The organism is Bacillus sp. FSL P4-0334, from assembly GCF_038004825.1.
Lineage (GTDB): Bacteria > Bacillota > Bacilli > Bacillales > Bacillaceae > Bacillus > Bacillus velezensis.
Genome location: NZ_JBBORX010000001.1, coordinates 3818888 through 3839585 on the forward strand (window position 1 = coordinate 3818888; position 20698 = coordinate 3839585).

The 20698-nt window shown below is 46.4% G+C and carries 19 protein-coding genes and 1 pseudogene; 4 read left to right on the forward strand and 16 right to left on the reverse strand.

Going from position 1 to position 20698, the window contains the following annotated elements; all coding sequences use genetic code 11:
- Window positions 1-57 precede the first annotated feature (57 nt).
- Window positions 58-942 (reverse strand): LysR family transcriptional regulator, encoded by an 885-nt coding sequence (locus NSQ37_RS19240; RefSeq protein ID WP_032866654.1) that lies wholly within the window; start codon window positions 940-942, stop codon window positions 58-60.
- 124 nt (window positions 943-1066) lie between these two features.
- Between NSQ37_RS19240 and NSQ37_RS19245 the strand changes: the two are divergent.
- A pseudogene (locus NSQ37_RS19245) lies at window positions 1067-2274 on the forward strand (MFS transporter).
- 149 nt (window positions 2275-2423) lie between these two features.
- Here the strand turns inward: NSQ37_RS19245 and NSQ37_RS19250 are convergent.
- From NSQ37_RS19250 to NSQ37_RS19280, 7 genes are all read right to left on the reverse strand, one after another.
- On the reverse strand, window positions 2424-5585 hold the full coding sequence (locus NSQ37_RS19250) for a bifunctional cytochrome P450/NADPH--P450 reductase (protein WP_341124506.1): 3162 nt from the start codon (window positions 5583-5585) through the stop codon (window positions 2424-2426).
- Window positions 5586-5612: 27 nt separating this feature from the next.
- A complete protein-coding gene (locus tag NSQ37_RS19255) occupies window positions 5613-6179 on the reverse strand; it encodes a TetR/AcrR family transcriptional regulator (RefSeq protein ID WP_003152789.1) in 567 nt (188 codons plus the stop codon).
- A 209-nt stretch (window positions 6180-6388) separates the two neighbouring features.
- Window positions 6389-6928, reverse strand: a complete 540-nt coding sequence (locus NSQ37_RS19260) for a class I SAM-dependent methyltransferase (RefSeq protein ID WP_007408228.1) — start codon at window positions 6926-6928, stop codon at window positions 6389-6391.
- Window positions 6929-7100: 172 nt separating this feature from the next.
- A complete protein-coding gene (locus NSQ37_RS19265; protein WP_007408227.1) occupies window positions 7101-7256 on the reverse strand; it encodes a hypothetical protein in 156 nt (51 codons plus the stop codon).
- Between the two features lie 172 nt (window positions 7257-7428).
- Window positions 7429-7569, reverse strand: coding sequence for a YrzI family small protein (locus NSQ37_RS19270; RefSeq protein ID WP_003152787.1), 141 nt, complete (start codon window positions 7567-7569; stop codon window positions 7429-7431).
- A 389-nt stretch (window positions 7570-7958) separates the two neighbouring features.
- Complete coding sequence (locus NSQ37_RS19275; RefSeq protein WP_069007482.1) at window positions 7959-8759, reverse strand: formate/nitrite transporter family protein; 801 nt, start codon at window positions 8757-8759, stop codon at window positions 7959-7961.
- Window positions 8760-9025: 266 nt separating this feature from the next.
- Window positions 9026-9394: a DUF2294 domain-containing protein gene (locus tag NSQ37_RS19280; RefSeq protein ID WP_007408224.1), complete on the reverse strand. Its 369-nt coding sequence runs from the start codon at window positions 9392-9394 to the stop codon at window positions 9026-9028.
- Between the two features lie 306 nt (window positions 9395-9700).
- Here NSQ37_RS19280 and fdhF point away from each other — a divergent pair, with 306 nt between their 5' ends.
- Complete coding sequence (gene fdhF / locus NSQ37_RS19285; RefSeq protein WP_099567282.1) at window positions 9701-12643, forward strand: formate dehydrogenase subunit alpha; 2943 nt, start codon at window positions 9701-9703, stop codon at window positions 12641-12643.
- Between the two features lie 17 nt (window positions 12644-12660).
- Window positions 12661-13152 (forward strand): DUF1641 domain-containing protein, encoded by a 492-nt coding sequence (locus tag NSQ37_RS19290; protein ID WP_003152780.1) that lies wholly within the window; start codon window positions 12661-12663, stop codon window positions 13150-13152.
- A 39-nt stretch (window positions 13153-13191) separates the two neighbouring features.
- On the opposite strand, the gene NSQ37_RS19295 is transcribed toward NSQ37_RS19290, so the two are convergent.
- From NSQ37_RS19295 to NSQ37_RS19315, 5 genes are all read right to left on the reverse strand, one after another.
- On the reverse strand, window positions 13192-13422 hold the full coding sequence (locus tag NSQ37_RS19295) for a YrhC family protein (RefSeq protein ID WP_012118061.1): 231 nt from the start codon (window positions 13420-13422) through the stop codon (window positions 13192-13194).
- An 83-nt stretch (window positions 13423-13505) separates the two neighbouring features.
- Window positions 13506-14648 carry a bifunctional cystathionine gamma-lyase/homocysteine desulfhydrase gene (locus NSQ37_RS19300; protein WP_061582046.1) on the reverse strand — a complete coding sequence of 381 codons (1143 nt, stop codon included), beginning with the start codon at window positions 14646-14648 and terminating at the stop codon, window positions 13506-13508.
- Window position 14649: 1 nt separating this feature from the next.
- Complete coding sequence (locus tag NSQ37_RS19305) at window positions 14650-15573, reverse strand: O-acetylserine dependent cystathionine beta-synthase (RefSeq protein WP_015240277.1); 924 nt, start codon at window positions 15571-15573, stop codon at window positions 14650-14652.
- A gap of 47 nt (window positions 15574-15620) precedes the next feature.
- Window positions 15621-16316: a 5'-methylthioadenosine/S-adenosylhomocysteine nucleosidase gene (mtnN, locus tag NSQ37_RS19310; RefSeq protein WP_003152774.1), complete on the reverse strand. Its 696-nt coding sequence runs from the start codon at window positions 16314-16316 to the stop codon at window positions 15621-15623.
- A 20-nt stretch (window positions 16317-16336) separates the two neighbouring features.
- Window positions 16337-16978 carry a class I SAM-dependent methyltransferase gene (locus tag NSQ37_RS19315; RefSeq protein ID WP_151280722.1) on the reverse strand — a complete coding sequence of 214 codons (642 nt, stop codon included), beginning with the start codon at window positions 16976-16978 and terminating at the stop codon, window positions 16337-16339.
- Between the two features lie 183 nt (window positions 16979-17161).
- On the opposite strand from NSQ37_RS19315, the gene NSQ37_RS19320 reads away from it, so the two are divergent.
- A complete protein-coding gene (locus tag NSQ37_RS19320) occupies window positions 17162-17365 on the forward strand; it encodes a YrzA family protein (protein ID WP_151280982.1) in 204 nt (67 codons plus the stop codon).
- Window positions 17366-17404: 39 nt separating this feature from the next.
- On the opposite strand, the gene NSQ37_RS19325 is transcribed toward NSQ37_RS19320, so the two are convergent.
- The 3 genes from NSQ37_RS19325 to greA form a co-directional block, all read right to left on the reverse strand.
- The gene (locus NSQ37_RS19325; RefSeq protein WP_007408217.1) at window positions 17405-18121 is read right to left on the reverse strand and encodes a YrrS family protein; all 717 of its coding nucleotides are present in this window, start codon (window positions 18119-18121) and stop codon (window positions 17405-17407) included.
- Between the two features lie 63 nt (window positions 18122-18184).
- Entirely contained in the window at window positions 18185-19939 is a 1755-nt protein-coding gene (locus tag NSQ37_RS19330) for a peptidoglycan D,D-transpeptidase FtsI family protein (RefSeq protein WP_032866641.1), read from the reverse strand.
- Window positions 19940-19992: 53 nt separating this feature from the next.
- On the reverse strand, window positions 19993-20466 hold the full coding sequence (gene greA / locus NSQ37_RS19335; protein ID WP_003152766.1) for a transcription elongation factor GreA: 474 nt from the start codon (window positions 20464-20466) through the stop codon (window positions 19993-19995).
- Window positions 20467-20698 lie beyond the last annotated feature (232 nt).

A 20698-nucleotide genomic window follows, 5' to 3' on the forward strand; every position in this document is an offset into this window, starting at 1 on the left:
CGTTTTCTGTATTTCTTTCTGCTTTATTTTCAACTTCGATTTTAATAAAATGACCGCTCAGTTGCGTGCTTTGTAATACTCAAGTGCAAACTGTTTAAAACACTCAGCAGCGGGAGAAAGAGCATGGTTTTTCAGCTGGGCTAGCGCTATGGTGCGTTCGCATTGGTAATCTGCAACCGGTAGAAAAACGACCGGAAAGTATGAATGCTCCGCGGTTTTCGGCAGCACTGCAGCCCCCAGACCCGCGGCGGTCAGCCCTAATATGGTTGACACTTCCTCTCCTTCAAATGCGAGATGCGGGTGTATATTCAAATCCCGGCACATCAGATCAAACATATACCTCAGCCCGTATCCCGGTTTAAAACCCACAAAATCCTCGTCCTGCATCTCTTTCATTTGAATGCTTTTATTTCCTGCAAGCGGGTGGTTCTCAGGTAGCACCGCATAAAGAGGCTCTTTCTCCAGCACTGTCCATTGTAAAAGCTCGCTGGGAAGCGGCGGGGAGCTGAGACAGATATCCGCATCTCCCGTTTCCACCATTTTGCGAAGCGTTTCATTTGCGCCTTGATAAAGCCGGAAGGTCACGTTTGGGTATAGCTTTTTAAATTCGGCAATCAGCTGAGGCATTAAGCGCAGCCCGAGTGTATGAAGAAATGATACAGATATTTCGCCGTGCTCCAGGCTCATATTCTTTTTCACTTGTTCAACGCCTTCATTTAAAGCTCGTCTCGCTTGTTTTGCTTTTATTAAGAACTGCTCTCCGTGCCTTGTCAGCCGGACGGCTTTTGTCTCTCTGTAAAATAACGGCGCGCCTAATTCTTCTTCGAGCCTGATAATCGATCGGCTTAATGCCGGCTGAGAAATCATTCTTTCTTTTGCCGCATTTGTGAAATGCTGATGAGCTGCCGCCGCAATGAAGTTGTCAATTTGATGAAGCTCCATTTTCTCCTTTTCCCCTTCCTCCATAACCTACACGCATTAATTCTATAGTTATTATAAATTAGACACATTGAAATGAAAAGCGTACGATACATATATAACCAACAGTGAGAAAAGAGGGACATTCATGACGTTTATTCAGCCTCATACAAAGGCTTACAGAAAGGCCAGCTTGGCTCTGTTTATCAGCGGCTTTGTGACCTTCGCCACGCTTTACACGACACAGCCGCTTCTGCCTTTGTTTTCGGAAGAGTTTCATATTTCCGCTGCGGCTGCCAGCTTAACTTTATCCATCTCAACAGCCGTTTTGGCATTTTCATTATTGGCCGCCGCTTCGTTGTCTGACGGATTCGGCAGAAAAAAATTAATGGTGCTGTCGTTAACAGCTACTTCTGTTTTAGGTCTATTAACAGCGTTCAGTCCGGCTTTTCCCGCGCTTTTGGCGATGAGGGCGCTGCTCGGTATTTTCCTGGCAGGCGTTCCGGCTGTCGCTATGACATATGTAGGCGAGGAGTTTGATCCGAAGGGCCTCGGGAAAATGATGGGCTTGTATATCAGCGGCACAAGCATCGGGGGAATGAGCGGCAGGCTGTTAACGGGGCTTCTGACCGATGTATTCGGCTGGCGGCCGGCGCTTGCCATCATCGGCATTCTTTCTATTGTATTAAGCTATTTGTTTTGGCGTTTTCTTCCGGCTCCGCGCCATTCATCTCAGCGGCATGCGGGCGAAAAGCGGCATGTAAGGAATACGGAGCGGTCCTGCACCGCAAACGGCTGCTTTTGTTAATATCTCTGGGATTTATATTAATGGGGAGTTTTGTGACATTATATAATTATATCGGCTTTCATTTAATGGCGGCTCCTTATCATTTGTCGCAGACTGTGATCGGTTTTATTTTTATTGTCTATCTCGCGGGAACGTTCAGCTCGGTCTATATGGGGAAAAAAGCAGATCTTTTCGGAAGCGCGAAAATGATTAAGATTGCGATTTTTGTTATGCTTGCCGGCGCAGCGGTGACACTTTTGCCCCAGCTTGCGCTTAAAATCGCGGGGATTGCCGTCTTTACCTTCGGCTTTTTCGGTGCGCATTCGATCGCAAGCGCCTGGGTCGGCCGCGCAGCCGGTGATCATCGTGCGCAAGCCTCTTCATTATATCTGCTTGCATACTATATCGGTTCAAGCGTGGCAGGGTCTTGCGGCGGTTTCTTTTGGACGCATTTTCATTGGATCGGTATCATTTCATTTATTTCGGTTTTGCTATTGCTGTCTTATCCGGTTTTATTTCTGGCGGAATTCAGAAAAAAGGGACATAGCCGCCTGCATGTAAATCAATAAAAACATTAAAGATTTGTGTCTTTTGGCCGATACTAAAGATAAGGCCGGCACGATACTCCCTATAACTATTCCTTTTGATTCAGTAGATTTCAAATATCGTGCCGGCTTTCTTCAATTAAAAAACATTCTTCAGTTGTCTCACTCTTCTGTTACATACCTGCCCAAACATCTTTCGCATATCTTCCTTCCGCCTGCAGCTGTTCAAGCCACTCCAAGGAAACTTTTGAATCGGTGTTATGCCCCTTTTCATACGCCTGAAGCAGTACATTTTCGACAGCCGGAGCCATTTTGCTTCCGTCACCGCATATATAGAGATGGCCGCCTTGGTCAAGAAGGGCAATAATTTGTGCAGCCTCGCGAAGCAGAACATCTTGTACATATACTTTACAGTCCTGATCTAACCTGGAATACGCCCGATGCACGGTGACAAGGCCGTTTTTCTCCGCATGGTCGAATTCATCTTTGTACAGATCGTCTTGTTCAGGATGCCGGCAGCCGAAGTATAAATGAGCTTCGCCCAGGCTGTTACCGGACATTTTTTCGGCAGCCCGCGCCTGGATAAATCCCCTGAACGGCGCAATTCCTGTGCCTGCTCCGACCATAATGAGAGGCGTTTTCGGATTTTCAGGCAATGCGAAACCCGACTGCGGCGAGCGGATGAAACAGACGGCAGAATCGCCTTTTTGTAATCCGGCTAAATAGTTCGAAGCCACGCCCCGGTATTCCCCACGGCCGCTCCATGCCGGAGCCGTCACAACGCCGACCGTGATACTGAGCTCCCCGCTGGTTGCCTTCGGTGAGCTTGAGATTGAATAATAGCGCGCCTTTAAGGACGGCAGAAGTTCTAAAAAGCGCTCAAACGGCAGTTCACATGCAGGATAATCTTCCAGCAGGTCCAGCATGGTCATTCGTTTTTTCAGCACGTTTTCTTTATATGCCGCATCATCAGAATAAAGATGCTCCAATTCTTTTTGGTGCGGCGGGCACACGGTATGTGCGGCAAGTTCGCGAAGCTGGGCTCTCGTTGCCGGCTCCTGCAGCTCTACATAGGACGCCAAAAGCTCCGGCGCATTAACCGGCCGGTCCATCGGCAGATGAGGCAGCTGCCGGCCCTTGATCTTAAAGTGCTGGTTCGGATCAAGACCGAATCGGCGAATGACACGGCTGATCAGTTCCCCGCTGTTTTGCGGAAGCACCCCGAGATGATCTCCTTCCTGATACGTTTCTGTTTCGGGGAGACGCAGCTCAATATGCCGGACTGAGCGCTTGCTGCTTTCGGTATGAAGCTCTTTGTTCGTGATGACCTCCGCCTCAAATGCTTTGTACGTTTTGGCAATCGGCGTCTCGGCTGCTTCACTTACGTATTCGATTGATAACTGTGATTTGTTTGTCTGTTTTGGAGCGGCCTCTATATGAAAAGCCTTCATGATGTCCTTCCAGAATGAGTCTTCCCAGGCTTCCTGACTGTACTCAAAATCATCGGCATTGTCGCCCTCCCCGATAGAGGTCAGCCGTTTTGCCCCTTTTTCTTCAAGCACTTTGTCTATCAGGCGGGGGATCCTTTGGTAAGTGGCGGCCCAGTTGCGGTCTCCGCAGCCGAAGACGGCGTAAGAAACACCCTTTAATTCCTGATCTTCAAGGGTTTCCATCCATTTCACAAAACCCGCCGCATTATCAGGCGGCGCCCCGTTATAAGAAGCCGTAACAATAACGACCGCGCCTTTTACAGGCAGTTTCCCGGCATAATCATCGAGCGGGCCGGTTTCAGTTGAAAATCCTTTGCTTCTTCCGATATCAGCCAGCTCTTCCGCGATTCCTTCCGCAGTTCCTAAATTTGATCCGTAAAGAATGAGAAGCGGCGTTCCGTGGGACGGGATTTCTTTCGTTTCTTCTTTGTGACCGCTTCCTTCAGCTTTATGGTTTTGTACGGGCTGATGATTGAACACGTCCTTGTTTTTCACACGGATTTTAAAATCACCGGGCTTAATGGTTAGAGCTTCTTTAATCGTAAGCTCATAATCAGTATGATCAATCAGTTCAAAATGTTTCAGGACAAGGCCGAGCACCATTGTCGCTTCCTGCAGGGCAAACTGCATCCCGATGCATGCGCGCTGTCCGTTTCCGAACGGCTTATACGCATCAGCCGGAATTGCCGCGGGATCACTGAACCTTTCCGGACGGAATAACTCGGCATCTTCTCCCCACGCGCTTTTATCCCGGTGCAGCTGAGGAGTCAGAATCGTCACCGGCTGTCCCTTCGCAATCGGATATTTCCCGCCGAGAACCGTATCTTCCTTCGCGTACAGAGAAAATGCCGGGGCAGTCGGATACAGCCGCAAAGTCTCATTTAACACCATGCGGATATATGTCAGCTGCTGAATCTGCTTATATTCAGGGGTCTCTCCCGTCAGCACCCGCTCGGCTTCCTGAACGGCTTTTTTCAATTTATCTTTATTTTTCAGCAGGCAGTATATCGCAAAAGAAAGCAGCCCGCTAGTGGTTTCATGCCCAGCGATCAAAAAGGTAATGATTTGATAACGGATATTTTCATCATCCAGCCTTTCCCCTGTTACAGGGTCTTTCGCTTCAAGCATCAATGCTAAAAGGTCAGACAGATTCTCATCCGGATTTTCCCTCCGCTCAGCGATGATCCGGTCTACAAGCGAATTCATCTCTTCAATATCCTGCTGGAACTGATGTCTCGTTTTGATCATCAGCTTGTCCTGCAGGCTGTGTCTTTGTGATTGGCGCATTGCCTCCTGCAGCGCACGAAGCATACTTGTGATAAAAGGATGCTGTGTGTCGCGGTAAAAGCTGTTAAAGCGGTAATGAAATCCGCACAGGCCGATTGTATCCAGCGTCAGGCGCGTCATATCTTCGGCAACGTCAATTTCTTCATTCGGATTTAATCTGCTCCACTTCTGCACGAGCTGCATGGCAATATCCAGCATCATTGAATGATAGCCTTTCATCGCCTTCTGGCTGAAGCTCGGCAATAAAATCCGATGCGCTTTCTGCCAATTCTTTTCGTGAGTCCAGCTCGTAAATAGTCCGTCACCGCCAAACTCACGGACCTTCAGCAAAGCTTTGCTGAGATTTTTGTCAAATCGCTTTTCATCACAGACTTCTGCCGCGAGCTCGCGGCCTGAGACGAAGACCCCGACAGAGCTCGGAAATTCAAAACGAAAGATCGGGCCGTATTCTTCGGCAATTTTCCATAGCGATTGTGACAGTTTTTCTTTTTCCAAGTGAGGGAGATTTTTCAGAGGCCCGTATGTTTTCGGCTGCGGTATAGCGCTTAGCTGTTTCATATCGATCTTCCTTCCTTCGGCGAATAATTAATGAGTTCTGATGGCATCCCAAGAACATTGTTCCAATTCTTTCAAAAACGGTTTTGTTATTTCGACGCTTCCCGTCCGGATAAGCTGATAGAGTTTGAGATATGCCCCGAGCAGCAGCGCCATCAGCACATTGGACGGCAGATTGCGGAGCACACCTTCAGACTTGCCGCGCTGAAAAAAGACGTCAAGCATCTGTGTTATTTCATCAAGAAGCTTACGGCTCGTTTCATTCAGAAAGTAGGCGTCCTTATTCGTTTCAAGAAAAAACAATGCATACTCACTTTCCTTCGTAAAATCAATCAGACAATAAAACAGGTGATGAAACCCTTCTCTTACAGATATCCCCTGAAAGTCCGTTTTGACTTTTTTCATAAAACGCTGCGCACTTTCCTGATACAGTACGTTCACAAGTGTCTCTTTACTGTCAAAGTAACGGTAAATTGTGCCGGTTCCAACATCGGCCTGAGCGGCAATCATCGGAATCGTCGTGGCGTCAAATCCTCTATCTGTAAACAAAGTAAGCGACGCTTTCATAATGAGTTCAACCTTGTTTGAAGCTGTCATTTCATCCCCCTTTCTAAATACGGAATGAATATTCATTCCGTTTGTTCAAAATATTTAAAATGTACGGTCATCTGATTACCATTGTATAAGAAAAAAACTTTTTTTAATATAAAATATATGTGAAATAACCAAAAATAAGGAAATATGCCCAATTCCACAAAAAGAGCTGCAGTGACTTAAGCAGCTCTTTTTATTTCCCAAGAAATATTCTATTTAATGGCAGTAATAAAATGGAATGAATCTCTGCTGACAACTGAAATGTCTCTGAAATGCTGATCATAGAGCACCTCAATCACATCCTTTTCACTCATCCGCGAAGGTTTCAAAACCATATAGAAACACCCGTCAATTTGAAGAACGCGGTACACTTCTTTACATGCTGTCCGGTAATCGCTGACTGTTTCAGCAGTATGTAATGAGAAGACTTTATGAAAACTGCGGTCGCGGAACGGTATGCTTTCCGGCCTCCCCTGCTGAATGTTTCCGAGCCCGGCTTTTATAACCGAACGGTTTGCGCGCTGTGTTTTCCGTATTTTACGTTTCGATGTTTCTATGCTTTTAAGACTGCCCTTTTCAAGCTGTCCGATGATTTGTTTAAACATTGAGCCGTTTCCGGTCCCGATTTCCAAAATGCGGTCGTATTCCTGTATGTCCATCAAAATTTGCTGAATGACTGACTCTGCCGGTTCTGATGCAGCAAAGTATTTCGCGCGCATTCGTTTTAATGCTGAAGATGTGTGTTGCAACATTGTATAACACCCGCTTTTCCATTCCTGTGATTTATTATTCAGAAATAATATCACCTCGTATTAGTATGAGGTACTAACTAGACGCACTTCTCTTCATGAACGTTTCGATTTATTTGAAATTTATATTTGTTTTCATAAAAAAAAGACGGAAAACGTAGGTTTTCCGCCTGCTCTAGTACCAATAATACGGTGCTATATATCTTGTCTGCCGGGAAAGCGCCGCCATTCTCTGCCGGCGATACGGGTTGCCGTAGCCGTGTTTAAATGAATGGGGCATTGACGCATACCCGTGCCCGATGGATGGAATTCTGTTCTGACCGCCTTGCATGCTATCACCCGCTTACCAGTTTTTCTTTCTTTACCATGGTATGCAGGCCGTCTGCGACGTGACAGCAACATCCTCGCTAAACCTGGTCCTTCTCCATTGTGTAATGATTCAGCAGTTCAATTCTGAACATGATGATCTCCTCCTTCTCCTCCGTTTTGGCCCTTCGTGTCCGTTAGTTCATATAAAAGTGTTTCAGCTGGCGTTCTTTCGCTTCATTATAAAACTCTTCGACCTGCTGTTCTCGTTCATACTCTTCCGCACTTTTAAAACGCTTTGAAATGGTCAGTGTTAAAAAGAAAAGATTAATGGTCATTATCGCTCACCCCCTTTCAATATCCGCACAAGCGAAAATAACCCGCAGCAAAGTTCATATGCGCTGCGGGCAGACTAAATCCGCAGACAAAAGAAGACGGTGCTTCTTTCCCTGCGGGGAGCTGCGAATGTCCTGATACTCCGAAATTAACGTGCTTGACGGGCAGAGGTTAAGGAAGGACACGAACTCTTCCACAGGCTGAATCGGTTCAATTGTAGATTTTGATTGCCGTTTAACGTCGTCATGTGATTCAACCTCCCTTTGCTTTTTTCTTACTTTGTAAGTATATCCATCAGCTTCCATTTTGTAAACATTTTTTTCAAGATTTGGACGGAAAATGTGCTGGCATTCCGCTTCAATTGTCCGTGTTTTCCGGCATCTTTCTTACCTCAGGAAACTCTTTTCATCCCTTGCTTTTTCTGATCTTCTTTTGAATATGCAATAAAATAAATAAGACCGACAAACACTGCCCCGCCGATGACATTCCCGATAAAGGCCGGAATAAGATTGCCAATCAGATCACCCCACGAAAAAGAACCTGCAAATATCGCAGCCGGGATGATAAACATATTGGCTACAACGTGCTGAAAACCAATTGCGACAAACGCCATAATCGGAAACCATATACCCGCGATTTTTCCGGCTCCGTCTTCTGCACCGAAAGAAAGCCAGACGGCCAAACAGACAAGCCAGTTACAGCCGATCGCCGAAACAATGACTTTTCCAAACGGCATATCCAATTTGCCTTGTGCGACCGCAATTGTTTTTTCCAAGTAAGGTCCTGTTTCGGTTAATCCGACAACATGTCCGAAAAAGTAAGCGACAAACAGTGCGCCGACAAGATTCATCAACGTCACGATCACCCAATTTTTCACTAATGCACCGGCGGATATTCTTCTGGAAAACAGCGCCATGGATACCGACATCATATTTCCCGTAATCAGCTCCGCGCCGGCAAGAACGACGAGCACCAAGCCGATGGGAAACACGGACGCCCCGATTAAACTCGACAGGCTTCCCCATTCTTTCGGAAGGTCGCCGATGACACGGATATCAAGCAAATAACCGAGTGCGATAAACGCTCCTCCCAAAAATCCCAATACAATCAGTGCTGAAAGCGGTGAATGCACCTTTTTTACCCCTGATTCGACCGCAAGCTCCGCTATTTCGTCCGGTTTACGAAAAGCCATAATAACCCCTCCATTTATCATTTCAGCCCGCAGTTTCCAAAGACGCCTAACAAAAAAGGCAGCACTCAACTAACCCGTCTGAAAAAACGGGGTTTGAATGCTGCCTAACTTGTATGCATACCCATACAACAATATCAAGCAGAATGAAAATATGCGGTATAGAATATGTACAGATCATGCACACATTCCATAAAAAATCGTCCTTAGGCCACTGCTGGCAGTTCATATCATATCAAATGTGACAATTTCGTGTCAATTGAATATTGTCAGCTTTTGATTTCTTCTTTATGCTCTTCAATTGAGCGGTCAAAGACAAACACCGATACGGCAATATTTTCCTCTATTTTAATATCTGAAAACAGATGCACAAGCTTTGCTCCGATGAGCTCTTCCATTCCGTCAGGCGTTTGTTTTGAATACAGTTCCTGAATTAAGCTGGTACGCGCCGCATGAACCATTTCTCTTCCTTCAGGCGTGCGTGCGATAAACTGCTCACTTGCGCTTAGATTGCCGTAAAGTGTAGATACCGCCATGTTATCCACAAAAACGGTGTGAATTCGTTCAGGCCCCTTTCCAAATAATTCTTTGCGCAATTTCCGGATAATATCGTTAAATTCATGAATTTTTTTAGACATATTGTCCCCTCCGATTTTAGCCTATGAAAGACATTCCCGGTTCCCCTTTGTGACATTTCACCTGGTTAAAGTTTTCCTTTCGTATTGTATTATAATAAATATCACCTTATAATAAAAGCAGTGAAGATGGATTTGTAATAGGAAACGTGTTATGAGTCTATCGTTTTATACAAATAGGATTGGTCTGTTAGTAAGACTTGCTAGTGAACTATTCCGCCATGCGTATTTATACCGTTCTCCGTACAGGAGGCCGGTATCTATGTGCATGGCTTTTTTTCGAGTTTAAAAGATGGAGGGGAATTGGAAGTGACAGACGTTCAGTCTATCCGTGTCAAAATTGACGGCACGGAGTATGAAGCACCAGAGGGGTCTAAGATTTTAGATATTTTAAACCAAAACGGAATTGAGATTCCGCAAATATGCCATGTACCGGAAGTGGATCCGATTCAAACATGTGACACCTGTATTGTTGAAGTAAACGGGAAATTGCAGCGCTCTTGTTCCACGGCTGCAGAAAACGGGATGTCCATCTCGCTTACGTCGGGAAGGGTAAAAGAGGCTCAGACAGAGGCCATGGACCGCCTGCTCGAGAATCACCTGCTTTACTGTACGGTATGCGATAACAACAACGGCAATTGCACACTGCATAATACAGCGGAAATGATGGGAATTGAGCATCAGAAATATCCGTATACGCCGAAAGATGATTCAAAGTGCGCGGTTGATATGTCTCACCCGTTTTACCGCTATGATCCGAACCAATGCATCGCCTGCGGCCAATGTGTGGAAGTGTGTCAAAACCTTCAGGTGAATGAGACCCTTTCAATTGATTGGGAGCGCGACCGCCCGCGGGTCATTTGGGATGAAGGCGTCGCCATTAATGAATCTTCCTGCGTCAGCTGCGGCCAGTGTGTCACTGTCTGTCCTTGTAACGCACTGATGGAAAAATCAATGCTCGGCCAAGCCGGATTTATGACAGGAATAAAAGAAGATGTCATGGAACCGATGATTGATTTAGTGAAAAATGTTGAACCCGACTATACAAGCATCTTCGCCGTGTCTGAAGTGGAAGCGGCTATGCGCGATAAACGGACGAAAAAAACAAAAACAGTCTGCACGTTCTGCGGCGTCGGATGCTCTTTTGAAGTATGGACAAAAGGACGTGACATCCTTAAAATTCAGCCTGTTTCCGATGCTCCGGTTAACGCGATTTCCACTTGTGTGAAAGGGAAATTCGGCTGGGACTTCGTGAATTCGGAAGAACGGATTACAAAACCGCTTATCCGGAAAAACGGCGCATTTGTTGAATCGTCATGGGAAGAAGCTCTTGATCTTGTCGCTTCAAGACTCGGTTCGATCAAGGACGAACACGGAAATGGTTCTGTCGGTTTTATTTCTTCTTCTAAAATTACGAATGAAGACAACTACGTCATTCAAAAATTGGCACGTCAAGTATTTGAAACCAACAACGTGGATAACTGCTCACGCTACTGCCAGTCACCGGCAACGGACGGCTTATTCCGCACCGTCGGTATGGGCGGAGACGCCGGCACAATTAAAGATATCGCAAAAGCGGGCCTCGTGCTCATCGTCGGCGCCAATCCGGCGGAAGGACATCCGGTTCTGGCCACACGCGTGAAACGCGCCCATAAACTGCACGGCCAAAAACTGATTGTTGCCGATCTGCGCAGAAATGAAATGGCTGAACGGTCCGACCTCTTTATCAGCCCAAAACAAGGGACTGACCAGGTCTGGCTCATGGCAGTAACGAAATATATGATTGACCAAGGCTGGCACGATCAAGCGTTTATTGATGAAAATGTCAACTACTTTGATGATTATAAAGAAACGCTGGAAAAATACACATTGGAATATGCGGAGCGCATCACCGGACTTTCTCAGGATACGATCATCCGCATTGCCGAAATGATTCGTGATGCAGACGGCACTTGTGTTCTTTGGGGCATGGGCGTTACTCAAAATACAGGCGGCTCTGATACATCAGCGGCGATTTCCAACCTGCTGCTTGCCACAGGAAACTACCGCCGTCCGGGCGCCGGAGCCTATCCGCTGCGGGGACATAACAACGTTCAAGGCGCTTGCGATATGGGAACTCTTCCAGGCTGGCTTCCGGGGTATCAGCATATTACCGATGATGCGGCACGCGCTAAATTCGAAAAAGCTTACGGTGTTGAAATTGACGGCAAGCCGGGTCTTGATAATATCGAAATGCTCCATGCGATTGAAGAAGGAAACATGAAAGCCATGTATCTCGTCGGTGAAGATATGGCGCTCGTCGATTCAAACGCCAACCATGTTCATAACATTTTATCCAGCCTTGATTTCTTTGTTGTGCAGGATATTTTCCTTTCAAGAACGGCGCAATACGCGGATGTCATCCTGCCTGCGGTTCCATCTCTTGAAAAAGACGGAACATTTACAAACACAGAGCGGCGTGTGCAAAGATTGTATCAGGCGCTTCCGACACTCGGCGATGCAAAACCCGACTGGTGGATTATTCAGGAAGTCGCCAATCGTTTAGGCGCTGATTGGAATTACACGCATCCTAGCGACATTTTCTCAGAAATGGCGAGCCTTTCTCCGCTGTTCGGAAAAGCAAGTTACGACGTTCTTAGCGGCTGGAACAGCTTCTTGTGGGGAAGTTTTACGGGAGAAAGCACTCCGCTTCTTTATGAAGACGGCTTTAACTTCCCGGACAAAAAAGCCCGTTTTGCGCTGAGCGATTGGGTGGAGCCTGCCGTATTCCCTGAAGAATATGACCTGCATATTAACAACGGACGGATGCTTGAACATTTCCACGAAGGAAACATGACAAACAAGTCAAAAGGCATTCAGTCTAAAGTTCCGGATGTATTTGTTGAAGTATCGCCGGAGCTCGCGGCTGAACGCGGAATTTGCGACGGGACAATGATCCGGCTCGTCTCTCCTTTTGGGGCGGTTAAATTGAACGCGCTTGTGACAGACCGCGTCCGCGCAAATGAGCTTTATCTGCCGATGAACTCTACAGATAAAGATTCTGCGATTAATTTCCTGACCGGGCCTGCGTATGATTCACGGACACATACACCTGCCTATAAGCAGACAAAAGTCCGCATGGAAGTGCTCGGTTCCTGTGATACTCCGCCGCTTCCGAAAACGAATCCGCGGAACAAAAAACGTCATCCGCAAAACGGTGTGGAAGCTCAGCGAAAATGGAACCGTCCGGGCTATGTGCACTTAACTGATTAAGGAAAGGAGGAAACATTATGGCAAGCCCAATTACTGAAATTCAAAAAGAAACGAAAACAGAGGAACAGCTGAAAGCTGAAAAACTGGAAGAGCTGAAGACGCTTCTCGCAGAAAATGAAGAAGCCGTCGCGAAAACGATGTCCATCATGGCAGAGCTGAATGGCTTGGGCATTTTTGATGCCGCCGGCTATATGCTCCAGGCAAAAGAGGAGATTGCCAAAATCGCACTCGGACAGATTTCCCGGGAACCTGTCACCAATCTCCTGAATACGATGATGGCCGCGGGAGGCGCGCTGTCAAAAGCTGATCCCGAATTTATGGGCAGACTTTTAGAAAGCGCCATGGCCGGGACGGATCAGGCGCAAAGATTTTTAAAAGAGGACAGGAAAGTCAGTATGTTTGAACTGATGAAAGCCGTCGGTGATCCTGATATTAACCGCGCGCTCGGCTTCGGGCTGCAGTTTTTAAAAGGAATGGGAAAAGAATTACGCGAAACCCCGTCTGAATAAGAAACGAAAAAGCCATTGTCAAAAGACAATGGCTTTTTTTTATTCATCGGCCTCTTCCAGCCTCTTTTTATAAATAAGTGAACGGTCAACGCAGAAATAAGCGCCCGCTAAAAATACACAATCCGTTACAAACATCAGCATTTTTTGGCCCGCAGTCAGCCCTTGTCCGGGAAGAACCGCGCCGATATAAATGAAGGTGCTGACTGCAAGCAGAATAAATGCGTAATGCTTAAAATCTTCTATTAATGATTTCAGTCTTTTCTTCTCCATATAAGGTCACCTGCCAGTTTTATAGTCTACCAACATTATAATACAAGCTGACAGCCGACAGAGAATGTAAATCTATCCATTCTTTATAAAAGTGAATCAAGCGCCTGTTTCACATCCGCCGTTAAATCCTCAGTATCCTCAATACCGACCGAGATCCGCACGAGCCCGTCGGTAATGCCAAGCGCAAGCCGGCGGTCGCGCGGGATCGATGCGTGCGTCATTCTGGACGGCACGGAGATTAGGCTTTCAACCGCTCCTAAACTTTCCGCGATCGTAAACAGGTTCAATTTTTCTAAAAACGCGTCGACGCGTTCGCTGCTGCCGACATCAAAGGAAATCATTCCGCCGAAACCGGAGCTTTGCGCTTTTGTCAGCTCATGGCCCGGGTGTTTCGCTGATCCGGGATAGTAGAGCGTCTGAACGGCATCATGTGCTTCAAGCAGCTCGGCGATTTTTCCGGCGCTGTGATTGATGGCATCCATTCTGAGTCCCAGCGTTTTAATCCCTCTCATCAAAAGCCATGAATCCTGCGGTCCTAAAACGCCGCCCGTTGAGTTTTGCACATAATGAAGCTTTTCGCCCAGTTCTTTATCAGCCGTGACGACTAAGCCGCCGACGACATCGCTGTGGCCGCCGAGATATTTTGTCGCGCTGTGAAGCACGATGTCCGCGCCGAAGCTGAGCGGCTGCTGGAAATACGGCGTGTAAAACGTATTATCGACGATAAGCAATACACCCGCTTCTTTTGCGATGTCAGACATCAGTTTGAGGTCAGTCACTTTCAATAGCGGGTTTGTCGGTGTTTCGATATAAATGGCTTTCGTATTCGGGCGAATGGCCTTTTTGACTTTTTCTTCACTGCTCGTATCGACAAAGTCCGCTTCAATGCCGAAGCGGTTCAGCACGCCTGTCATCACCCGGTAAGTGCCGCCGTATACATCATCCGTCAAAATAACATGATCGCCGCTGTCAAACAGCATCATGACGGCAGTAATCGCAGCCATGCCTGAGCCGAACGCATATCCTGCCGCGCCACCTTCAAGCTCCGCAATTAAGCTTTCAAGCGCCGTCCGCGTCGGATTGGCCGTTCTTGAATATTCATAACCCGTGTGCTCGCCCGCTTTCGGCTGCCGGTACGTGCTTACTTGATAAATCGGTACGGAAACCGCTCCTGTTTTTTCATCTCCCGTAATTCCTCCGTGCACCATCAGCGTTTTTTTCTTCATCTTACTGACCTCCTTGAAAAATGTTTTTGCTTATATATCGATCGCTGCCATCAGGGAAAATAGTGACGATATTTGATCCGGCGGGCGCTTTTTTCGCTTCTTCAAGCGCTGCATAAAGAGCCGCCCCTGAAGAGCTTCCGATTAAGAGGCCTTCTTTCTCAGCCGCTTCTCTGACAAGCGAAAACGCCGTATCGTCTTCCACCGTGTAAATGGCGTCAAAATGGTTCTCGTCCATATAATCCGGGATAAACTCCATGCCGATGCCTTCCGTTTTATGGGCATGCGGCTCTCCTCCGTTCAGGATCGAGCCTTCCGGTTCAACGATCACCGTTTTGACGGCAGGATTTTTCTCCTTTAAATAAGCTGCCGTACCGGCAAAGGTGCCGCCGGAACCCGCTCCTGCGACAAAAGCGTGGATATCCCCGCCGAGCGCGTTCCATATTTCGGGTCCGATCGTTTTATAGTAAGTCAATGGATTTACTTGGTTTTTAAATTGCAGAACGGCATAAGAATTATTAATCTCTCTCTCCAGTTCAAGCGCTTTTCGGATGGCTCCCTGCATGCCTTCTTCTCTCGGCGTATGCACGATGTCCGCTCCGAGAGCTTTCATAATTTGCTGCTTTTCTCTGCTGAAATGCTCCGGGACGCAAAAAACGGCGCGAAGCTGATGCTTTCTGGCGCACAGAGCGAGTCCGATCCCGGTGTTTCCGGCAGTCGCCTCAATGATAACGCCGCCCGGTTTCACCTTTCCCGTGCGAAGCGCATCTTCAATGAGCATCCCGCCCAGCCTGTCTTTAATGCTTCCGCCCGGATTCATCATCTCAAGCTTAGCATAAACCGCTGTTCCCTCCGGTATATCAAAATGCTTGAGACGGAGCAGCGGTGTATTTCCGATCAGTTCTGTAATATCTGTTATCACGTTCAATATATGTCCTCCTCCTGGAAAAGCGGAGGAGAACGAGAATCCCCCGCTTAGTGAATTCGTTTGATGACATTCAGGACAAGCTCAGTTGAATGAACGGCAGCCTGTTCTAAAAATTTATCAAATGAAACGTCAGATTCTTTTCCGGCAATATCAGATAAAGCTCTGATGACAACAAAAGGCGTTTTGAACTGGTGGCACACCTGTGCGACAGCCGCAGCTTCCATTTCAACCGCGTACAAATCCGCAAATTTGGCGCGTACGTCTTCAACCCGCTTCGGATCATTCATAAAAGAATCTCCCGTAGCGATTGTGCCTTTGGCGACTTGAATGCCGTTCAGTTCAGAAACCGCTTCCTCAGTAATACTGATCAGCTTTTCATCAGCTTTGTATGCTGCCGGAAGACCCGGCACCTGTCCGTATTCATAGTCAAACGCCGTCACATCCACGTCATGATGGCGGACATCTGTTGAGATGACGACGTCGCCTACATTCAATGTATGATGAAAACCGCCCGCTGAGCCTGTGTTAATCACATAATCAGGTTTGAAACGGTCAAGCAGAAGCGTCGTGCTGATCGCCGCGTTGACTTTCCCGATACCTGATTTCAGCAAGATGACTTCGACGCCTTCATAGCTGCCAGTTGTAAACTCACAGTGAGCGATCATCTCTTGTTTTGCGTCTTTCAGTTTGCTTCTTAAAATCGTAACTTCCTCTTCCATTGCTCCGATGACTGCCAGTTTCATTTATACACAATCCCTTCGATTTACCGTTTAATCGCCTCCATTATCCAGACAAAGTCATTTTGCTGCGTAAACCGAGCGGCAAATCCCTCTTCTGAAAAGATGTTTTTCATTGTCCCGAGTGTCGGATAATGTTCCGTCTTTAAATCGTCCGCTAATTGATGATAGCCGTTTCGGATTGCTTTTTTAATGGCTTCATCATAAGCTTCATGATCTTTAAAGACTGTATCGGCAAACACTATTTTATCATGCTTCTGAAGGATTGCGCCATACTGCTTTACAGCCGTTCGCTTTTCTTCATCGGTTAAATGATGAAAGGCGTACGAGCTGACGATGGTATCTATTTTAAAAGGCGGAGCGGGAAACTCCAGAAAATCTCCGTCACTGAACACGGCTTTGTCAGAAAGCTTGTCAGCCGCCAGTTTTCTCATTGACGGAGACGGTTCTACACCAAACACCTTTTTGTTCGCAGCGGCTAATTTCGCCGTTAAATTCCCCGTTCCCGGTCCGAACTCTAAAACGTTTGAACCTGAAAGTGCGACAATGCTGTCAAGAATGCTGTCATATCCTTTAAAAACAGCGGCATATTGTTTGTCAGCCCCGTGCACTGTGGCATCATAAGTCGCTGCCCAATCTTCAAATAAAGGAATAAATTCACGGCCCATATTTTTCACTCTCCATATTTTATAATTCCTATGAGTATAGTATGGATTAATCGTGGAACAGTTCCTATCCTATCACAAAAAAGAATGGAAGGGTACTAAAATACTTTGGGATTATTGCGCAATTACGGCAGAAAGGCTTATACTTTCATTGACTCAGAAGAAAAATCAGGAGGATCTGTACTGATGAATTTTCAATTGGATTTAATCAAAGATAAAGTAGAACTTTTCGAAGCGGCATCTTTGCAGGAGCTTGAAAAGAAAATAAACGTTCAGATTGAAAACAACCAGGCGATTATGCTTCGCGTCCGTTCCGTATCCCATCAGGTGACGGCCGTTGACGGCAGAATCCTTTACAGCGCGTCGGTGCATTTTTCAGCTGACGTATGACAGAAAAAAGCAGCTGAATAATCAGCTGCTTTTTTGCGGTTATTTTAAGGTTTCTACTTTTGTCGGCTTCCAGCCTTTTTTGTCTTTCCAAGTGATGGTGACCTGATACTTTTTGCCGTTCGTTTTGTCTAAAACTTTACCCTTCGCATCTTGCGGGCTTCCATTGTTTCCGAGCCACAGCACTGTCATATGATCTTTTGACACGCCTGTTGCGTAAGAGATGGCGTCAAGCATTTCGGACCAGTCTTCAGAGCTTGAGTCATACGTCGCCGTATGTTCTCCCGTCTGCTTTGTGCCGACCGCTTTCCATTTTGGGTTAACAATTGTTTTCTCGACATCGCTTGATGAGCCGCCCTCTGTTATTTTTGCGCCTTTAAAAGGATCGCTTGAATCAGAGTCTTTTTTGCTGCTGTCATCACTTTTCGATGAATCATCGTCTTTTTTGCTGTCAGAGTCTGAAGATGAATCAGATGTGTCCTTATCCTGTTTATCTTTTTTGTCATCGTCTGATGCCGTATCTTTTTTGCTGTCTTTTATGTCTTCATCGGATGTCTGCTTCGTCTTGCCTGATGCAGGTGTTTCCTGCTTCTGGCTCGTGTCCGCTTTTTCGCTCACGTCGCTCGACGGACTGTTGATGAAGAGGCTGACGGCAACGACGACAATAAGAATAGATACGATAGCAATTAAAATGTTAAGCACCATATTTGCTTTTCTGCGCTTATCACGGTTTTCAAAACGAGATTGTTTATTGCTCAATCATTCTGCACTCCTTTATCCCTCTTGCTCAGCATATATTTTAACATGGGCTGAGCGGTTGTTCTATGTCTGATTTATTTCATTTTCATGTACCTTTTTAACAATATCATAAAACACTGTATTTGTCAGAGCCTTATCCCCCGGCGTGTCCATGTGCAGCACCACGAGAGCGTATTTCGGCTTGTCCGCGGGAAAGTATCCCGCAAACCATTTGTGGTAAAGCGTCTGTTTTTCTTTTGTGAACATTCCCGTCTGGGCCGTTCCCGATTTCCCTGCTATCTCATACGGCAGATCCTGAAACCTTCGGCCGGTTCCTTTCGGTGAGGTGACGACTTCTCTGAGAATTTTTTGAAGCTGCTGCGCCGTATATTTGTCGATGTTTTCCCCTTTTAACGGCTGATCATTGAATGACGCCATCGTCGTTTTGTTTTTGTATTCAATTTTGTCCGCGATTTTGACTTGTTTTTTTTCACCGCCGCGCGCGATCGCCGCCATCATATTGGCGACTTCAAGAGGCGTGACTTTCACGTTTTTTTGCCCGATCGCCGTCTGTGCGACAGCTTTTTTTACGGTTTTGTCTTTGTCATCTCCCCAAATGATCCCGCTTTTTTCATTATACAGCTGCCTGAATCCGTCTTCCCGGTACAGCTTGCCTTCCCAGCCCGCCCGCTGTGTGAGACCGAGTTTTTCCGCCATGTTTTCAATAACGGAATCATCTTTTTTGATCAATTTTTCCGCAAGACTTGTAAACGTATAATTGCAGCTTTGAGCAAAGCTTTCTCCAAAACTGAGCGTGCCTTTGTCATCCCCCGGCTCTCCGTACAGGTTGAGATTGCAGTTAAAGGATGTGCCCGGCTTCACTTCGTTTTGTTCTATTGCGGCTGCGGCGATCACCGTTTTAAACACTGATCCCGGATAAATCGGCGTCAGCATGTAATTTTGCAGTGTCTGCTGCTTTGACATGTCGGCGTCAGGCTTTGATACCATTCCGAGCACACTGCTTTTTTCAATGTCTAAAAGGACGGCTCCCCCCTTTTTTAACCCGCGGTCTTTCAATACATCTTCCATTGCTTTTTGAATATTGCGGTCGATGGAGGTTTTGACTTGCAGCGGATAAAACGCGTTTGCTTCAGCCGTATATTTGACGTCCATTCCGAATAAAGGGTTTCCCCTTCCGTCGACATGATACAAAAGTTTTGTGTCCTGATCCGCCAGTAAAAACTCATCAAACGTCCGCTCCATCCCGCTTGTCCCGATCTTTGCCGTGATCGGCAGTTCCTTCCTGCCGGGGTATTTCTTTTTCAAAAGCTCAGGGTCCTGGTTTGTCGCGCCCAACAGATGAGCGGCTATGTTTGTTTCCTTGCTGTCTTTCATATATACGCCGTAAATGCCGGGATATTTCAAAGAATTTATATTTGACACGGATTGTTTCGTCAAATGTTTTATTTTTCTGCTGTTCAGGACCACCGGTTTTTTCGCTTCCGTGAGCAGCTGCCTGAGCTCCCCCTGTTTCATTCCGAGAATGTCTGATACCCGGTCAACCGGCCAATCCTGCGTCACGAGAAAGGGAAACAGTATGACGGCAGGCTGCTTTTTTCCGGTCAGTTCTTTGCCGTTCCGATCAAGAAAAGAGCCGCGTCCGTCTGAAATAAGGACTTCTTCCGTCCGCTGCTTGACGCTTTCCTGAATCAGATTAATATTGGATTTTGAAAAAGATTCTGTGAAAAACAGCTGAATTTCAGCCAGCCTCGCAAGCAGAAAGAAAAACACGAGCAGAAAACAAATCACGGCCGCTTTCAGCCTTTTTGATACGATCATAAAAAAACACCTCATCCACATTTTGGACGAGGTGTTTCATTGTTAAACGGATCTTATGAAATTTTCACAATTTTCACGAGCATTTCTCCGCCCGGCGTCTGAACTGTCACTTCTTCGTCCACTTTTCTGCCAAGCAGGCTTTTGGCGATTGGCGAGTCGTTTGAAATTTTCCCTTCAAACGGATCAGCTTCAGCGCTTCCGACAATCGTGTAAGATTCTTCTTCACCGTCCGGCAATTCGATGAATGATACGGTTTTTCCCAAACCGACTACATTTGAACCGCCGTCGTCCTCGATGATTTTCGCATTGCGGATCATGTTTTCAAGCGTCGTGATGCGCCCTTCCACAAATGCCTGTTCTTCTTTTGCAGAATCATACTCAGAGTTCTCTGACAGATCTCCGAAGCTTCTTGCGATTTTAATGCGTTCTACTACTTCTTTACGTTTAACCGTTTTCAATTGCTCTAATTCTTGTTCTAGTTTTTGTTTTCCTTCGTGAGTCATCGGAAAAACTTTTTCTTGTGCCATGTTCCTTCACTCCTTGGTGGTTGTCCCTCAACAATAACGTGTGATTATGTATGAGAGCATAAACGAAAAAATCAAGAATGAGAACACAGGGCAGTCCTCGTTCTTCTCTCCCATATAGGTACTGTTTATCTTAAACTGAATGTGTGTTTTCTGCAAATGTTTCGGTTTATAAACAGGGAAAGAAGGGAACTGTCTCATTCCCTTCCAGCCTATACATAATATGGTCTGAGTT

Bases quoted from the DNA above. Each gene is read 5' to 3' on its own strand.
- NSQ37_RS19240 (WP_032866654.1), bottom strand. From the start codon at position 942: ATGGAGCTTCATCAAATTGACAACTTCATTGCGGCGGCAGCTCATCAG.
- NSQ37_RS19250 (WP_341124506.1), bottom strand. From the start codon at position 5,585: ATGAAACAGCTAAGCGCTATACCGCAGCCGAAAACATACGGGCCTCTG.
- NSQ37_RS19255 (WP_003152789.1), bottom strand. From the start codon at position 6,179: ATGACAGCTTCAAACAAGGTTGAACTCATTATGAAAGCGTCGCTTACT.
- NSQ37_RS19260 (WP_007408228.1), bottom strand. From the start codon at position 6,928: ATGTTGCAACACACATCTTCAGCATTAAAACGAATGCGCGCGAAATAC.
- NSQ37_RS19265 (WP_007408227.1), bottom strand. From the start codon at position 7,256: ATGCAAGGCGGTCAGAACAGAATTCCATCCATCGGGCACGGGTATGCG.
- NSQ37_RS19270 (WP_003152787.1), bottom strand. From the start codon at position 7,569: ATGACCATTAATCTTTTCTTTTTAACACTGACCATTTCAAAGCGTTTT.
- NSQ37_RS19275 (WP_069007482.1), bottom strand. From the start codon at position 8,759: ATGGCTTTTCGTAAACCGGACGAAATAGCGGAGCTTGCGGTCGAATCA.
- NSQ37_RS19280 (WP_007408224.1), bottom strand. From the start codon at position 9,394: ATGTCTAAAAAAATTCATGAATTTAACGATATTATCCGGAAATTGCGC.
- NSQ37_RS19290 (WP_003152780.1), top strand. From the start codon at position 12,661: ATGGCAAGCCCAATTACTGAAATTCAAAAAGAAACGAAAACAGAGGAA.
- NSQ37_RS19295 (WP_012118061.1), bottom strand. From the start codon at position 13,422: ATGGAGAAGAAAAGACTGAAATCATTAATAGAAGATTTTAAGCATTAC.
- NSQ37_RS19300 (WP_061582046.1), bottom strand. From the start codon at position 14,648: ATGAAGAAAAAAACGCTGATGGTGCACGGAGGAATTACGGGAGATGAA.
- mtnN (WP_003152774.1), bottom strand. From the start codon at position 16,316: ATGAAACTGGCAGTCATCGGAGCAATGGAAGAGGAAGTTACGATTTTA.
- NSQ37_RS19315 (WP_151280722.1), bottom strand. From the start codon at position 16,978: ATGGGCCGTGAATTTATTCCTTTATTTGAAGATTGGGCAGCGACTTAT.
- NSQ37_RS19320 (WP_151280982.1), top strand. From the start codon at position 17,162: ATGAATTTTCAATTGGATTTAATCAAAGATAAAGTAGAACTTTTCGAA.
- NSQ37_RS19330 (WP_032866641.1), bottom strand. From the start codon at position 19,939: ATGATCGTATCAAAAAGGCTGAAAGCGGCCGTGATTTGTTTTCTGCTC.
- greA (WP_003152766.1), bottom strand. From the start codon at position 20,466: ATGGCACAAGAAAAAGTTTTTCCGATGACTCACGAAGGAAAACAAAAA.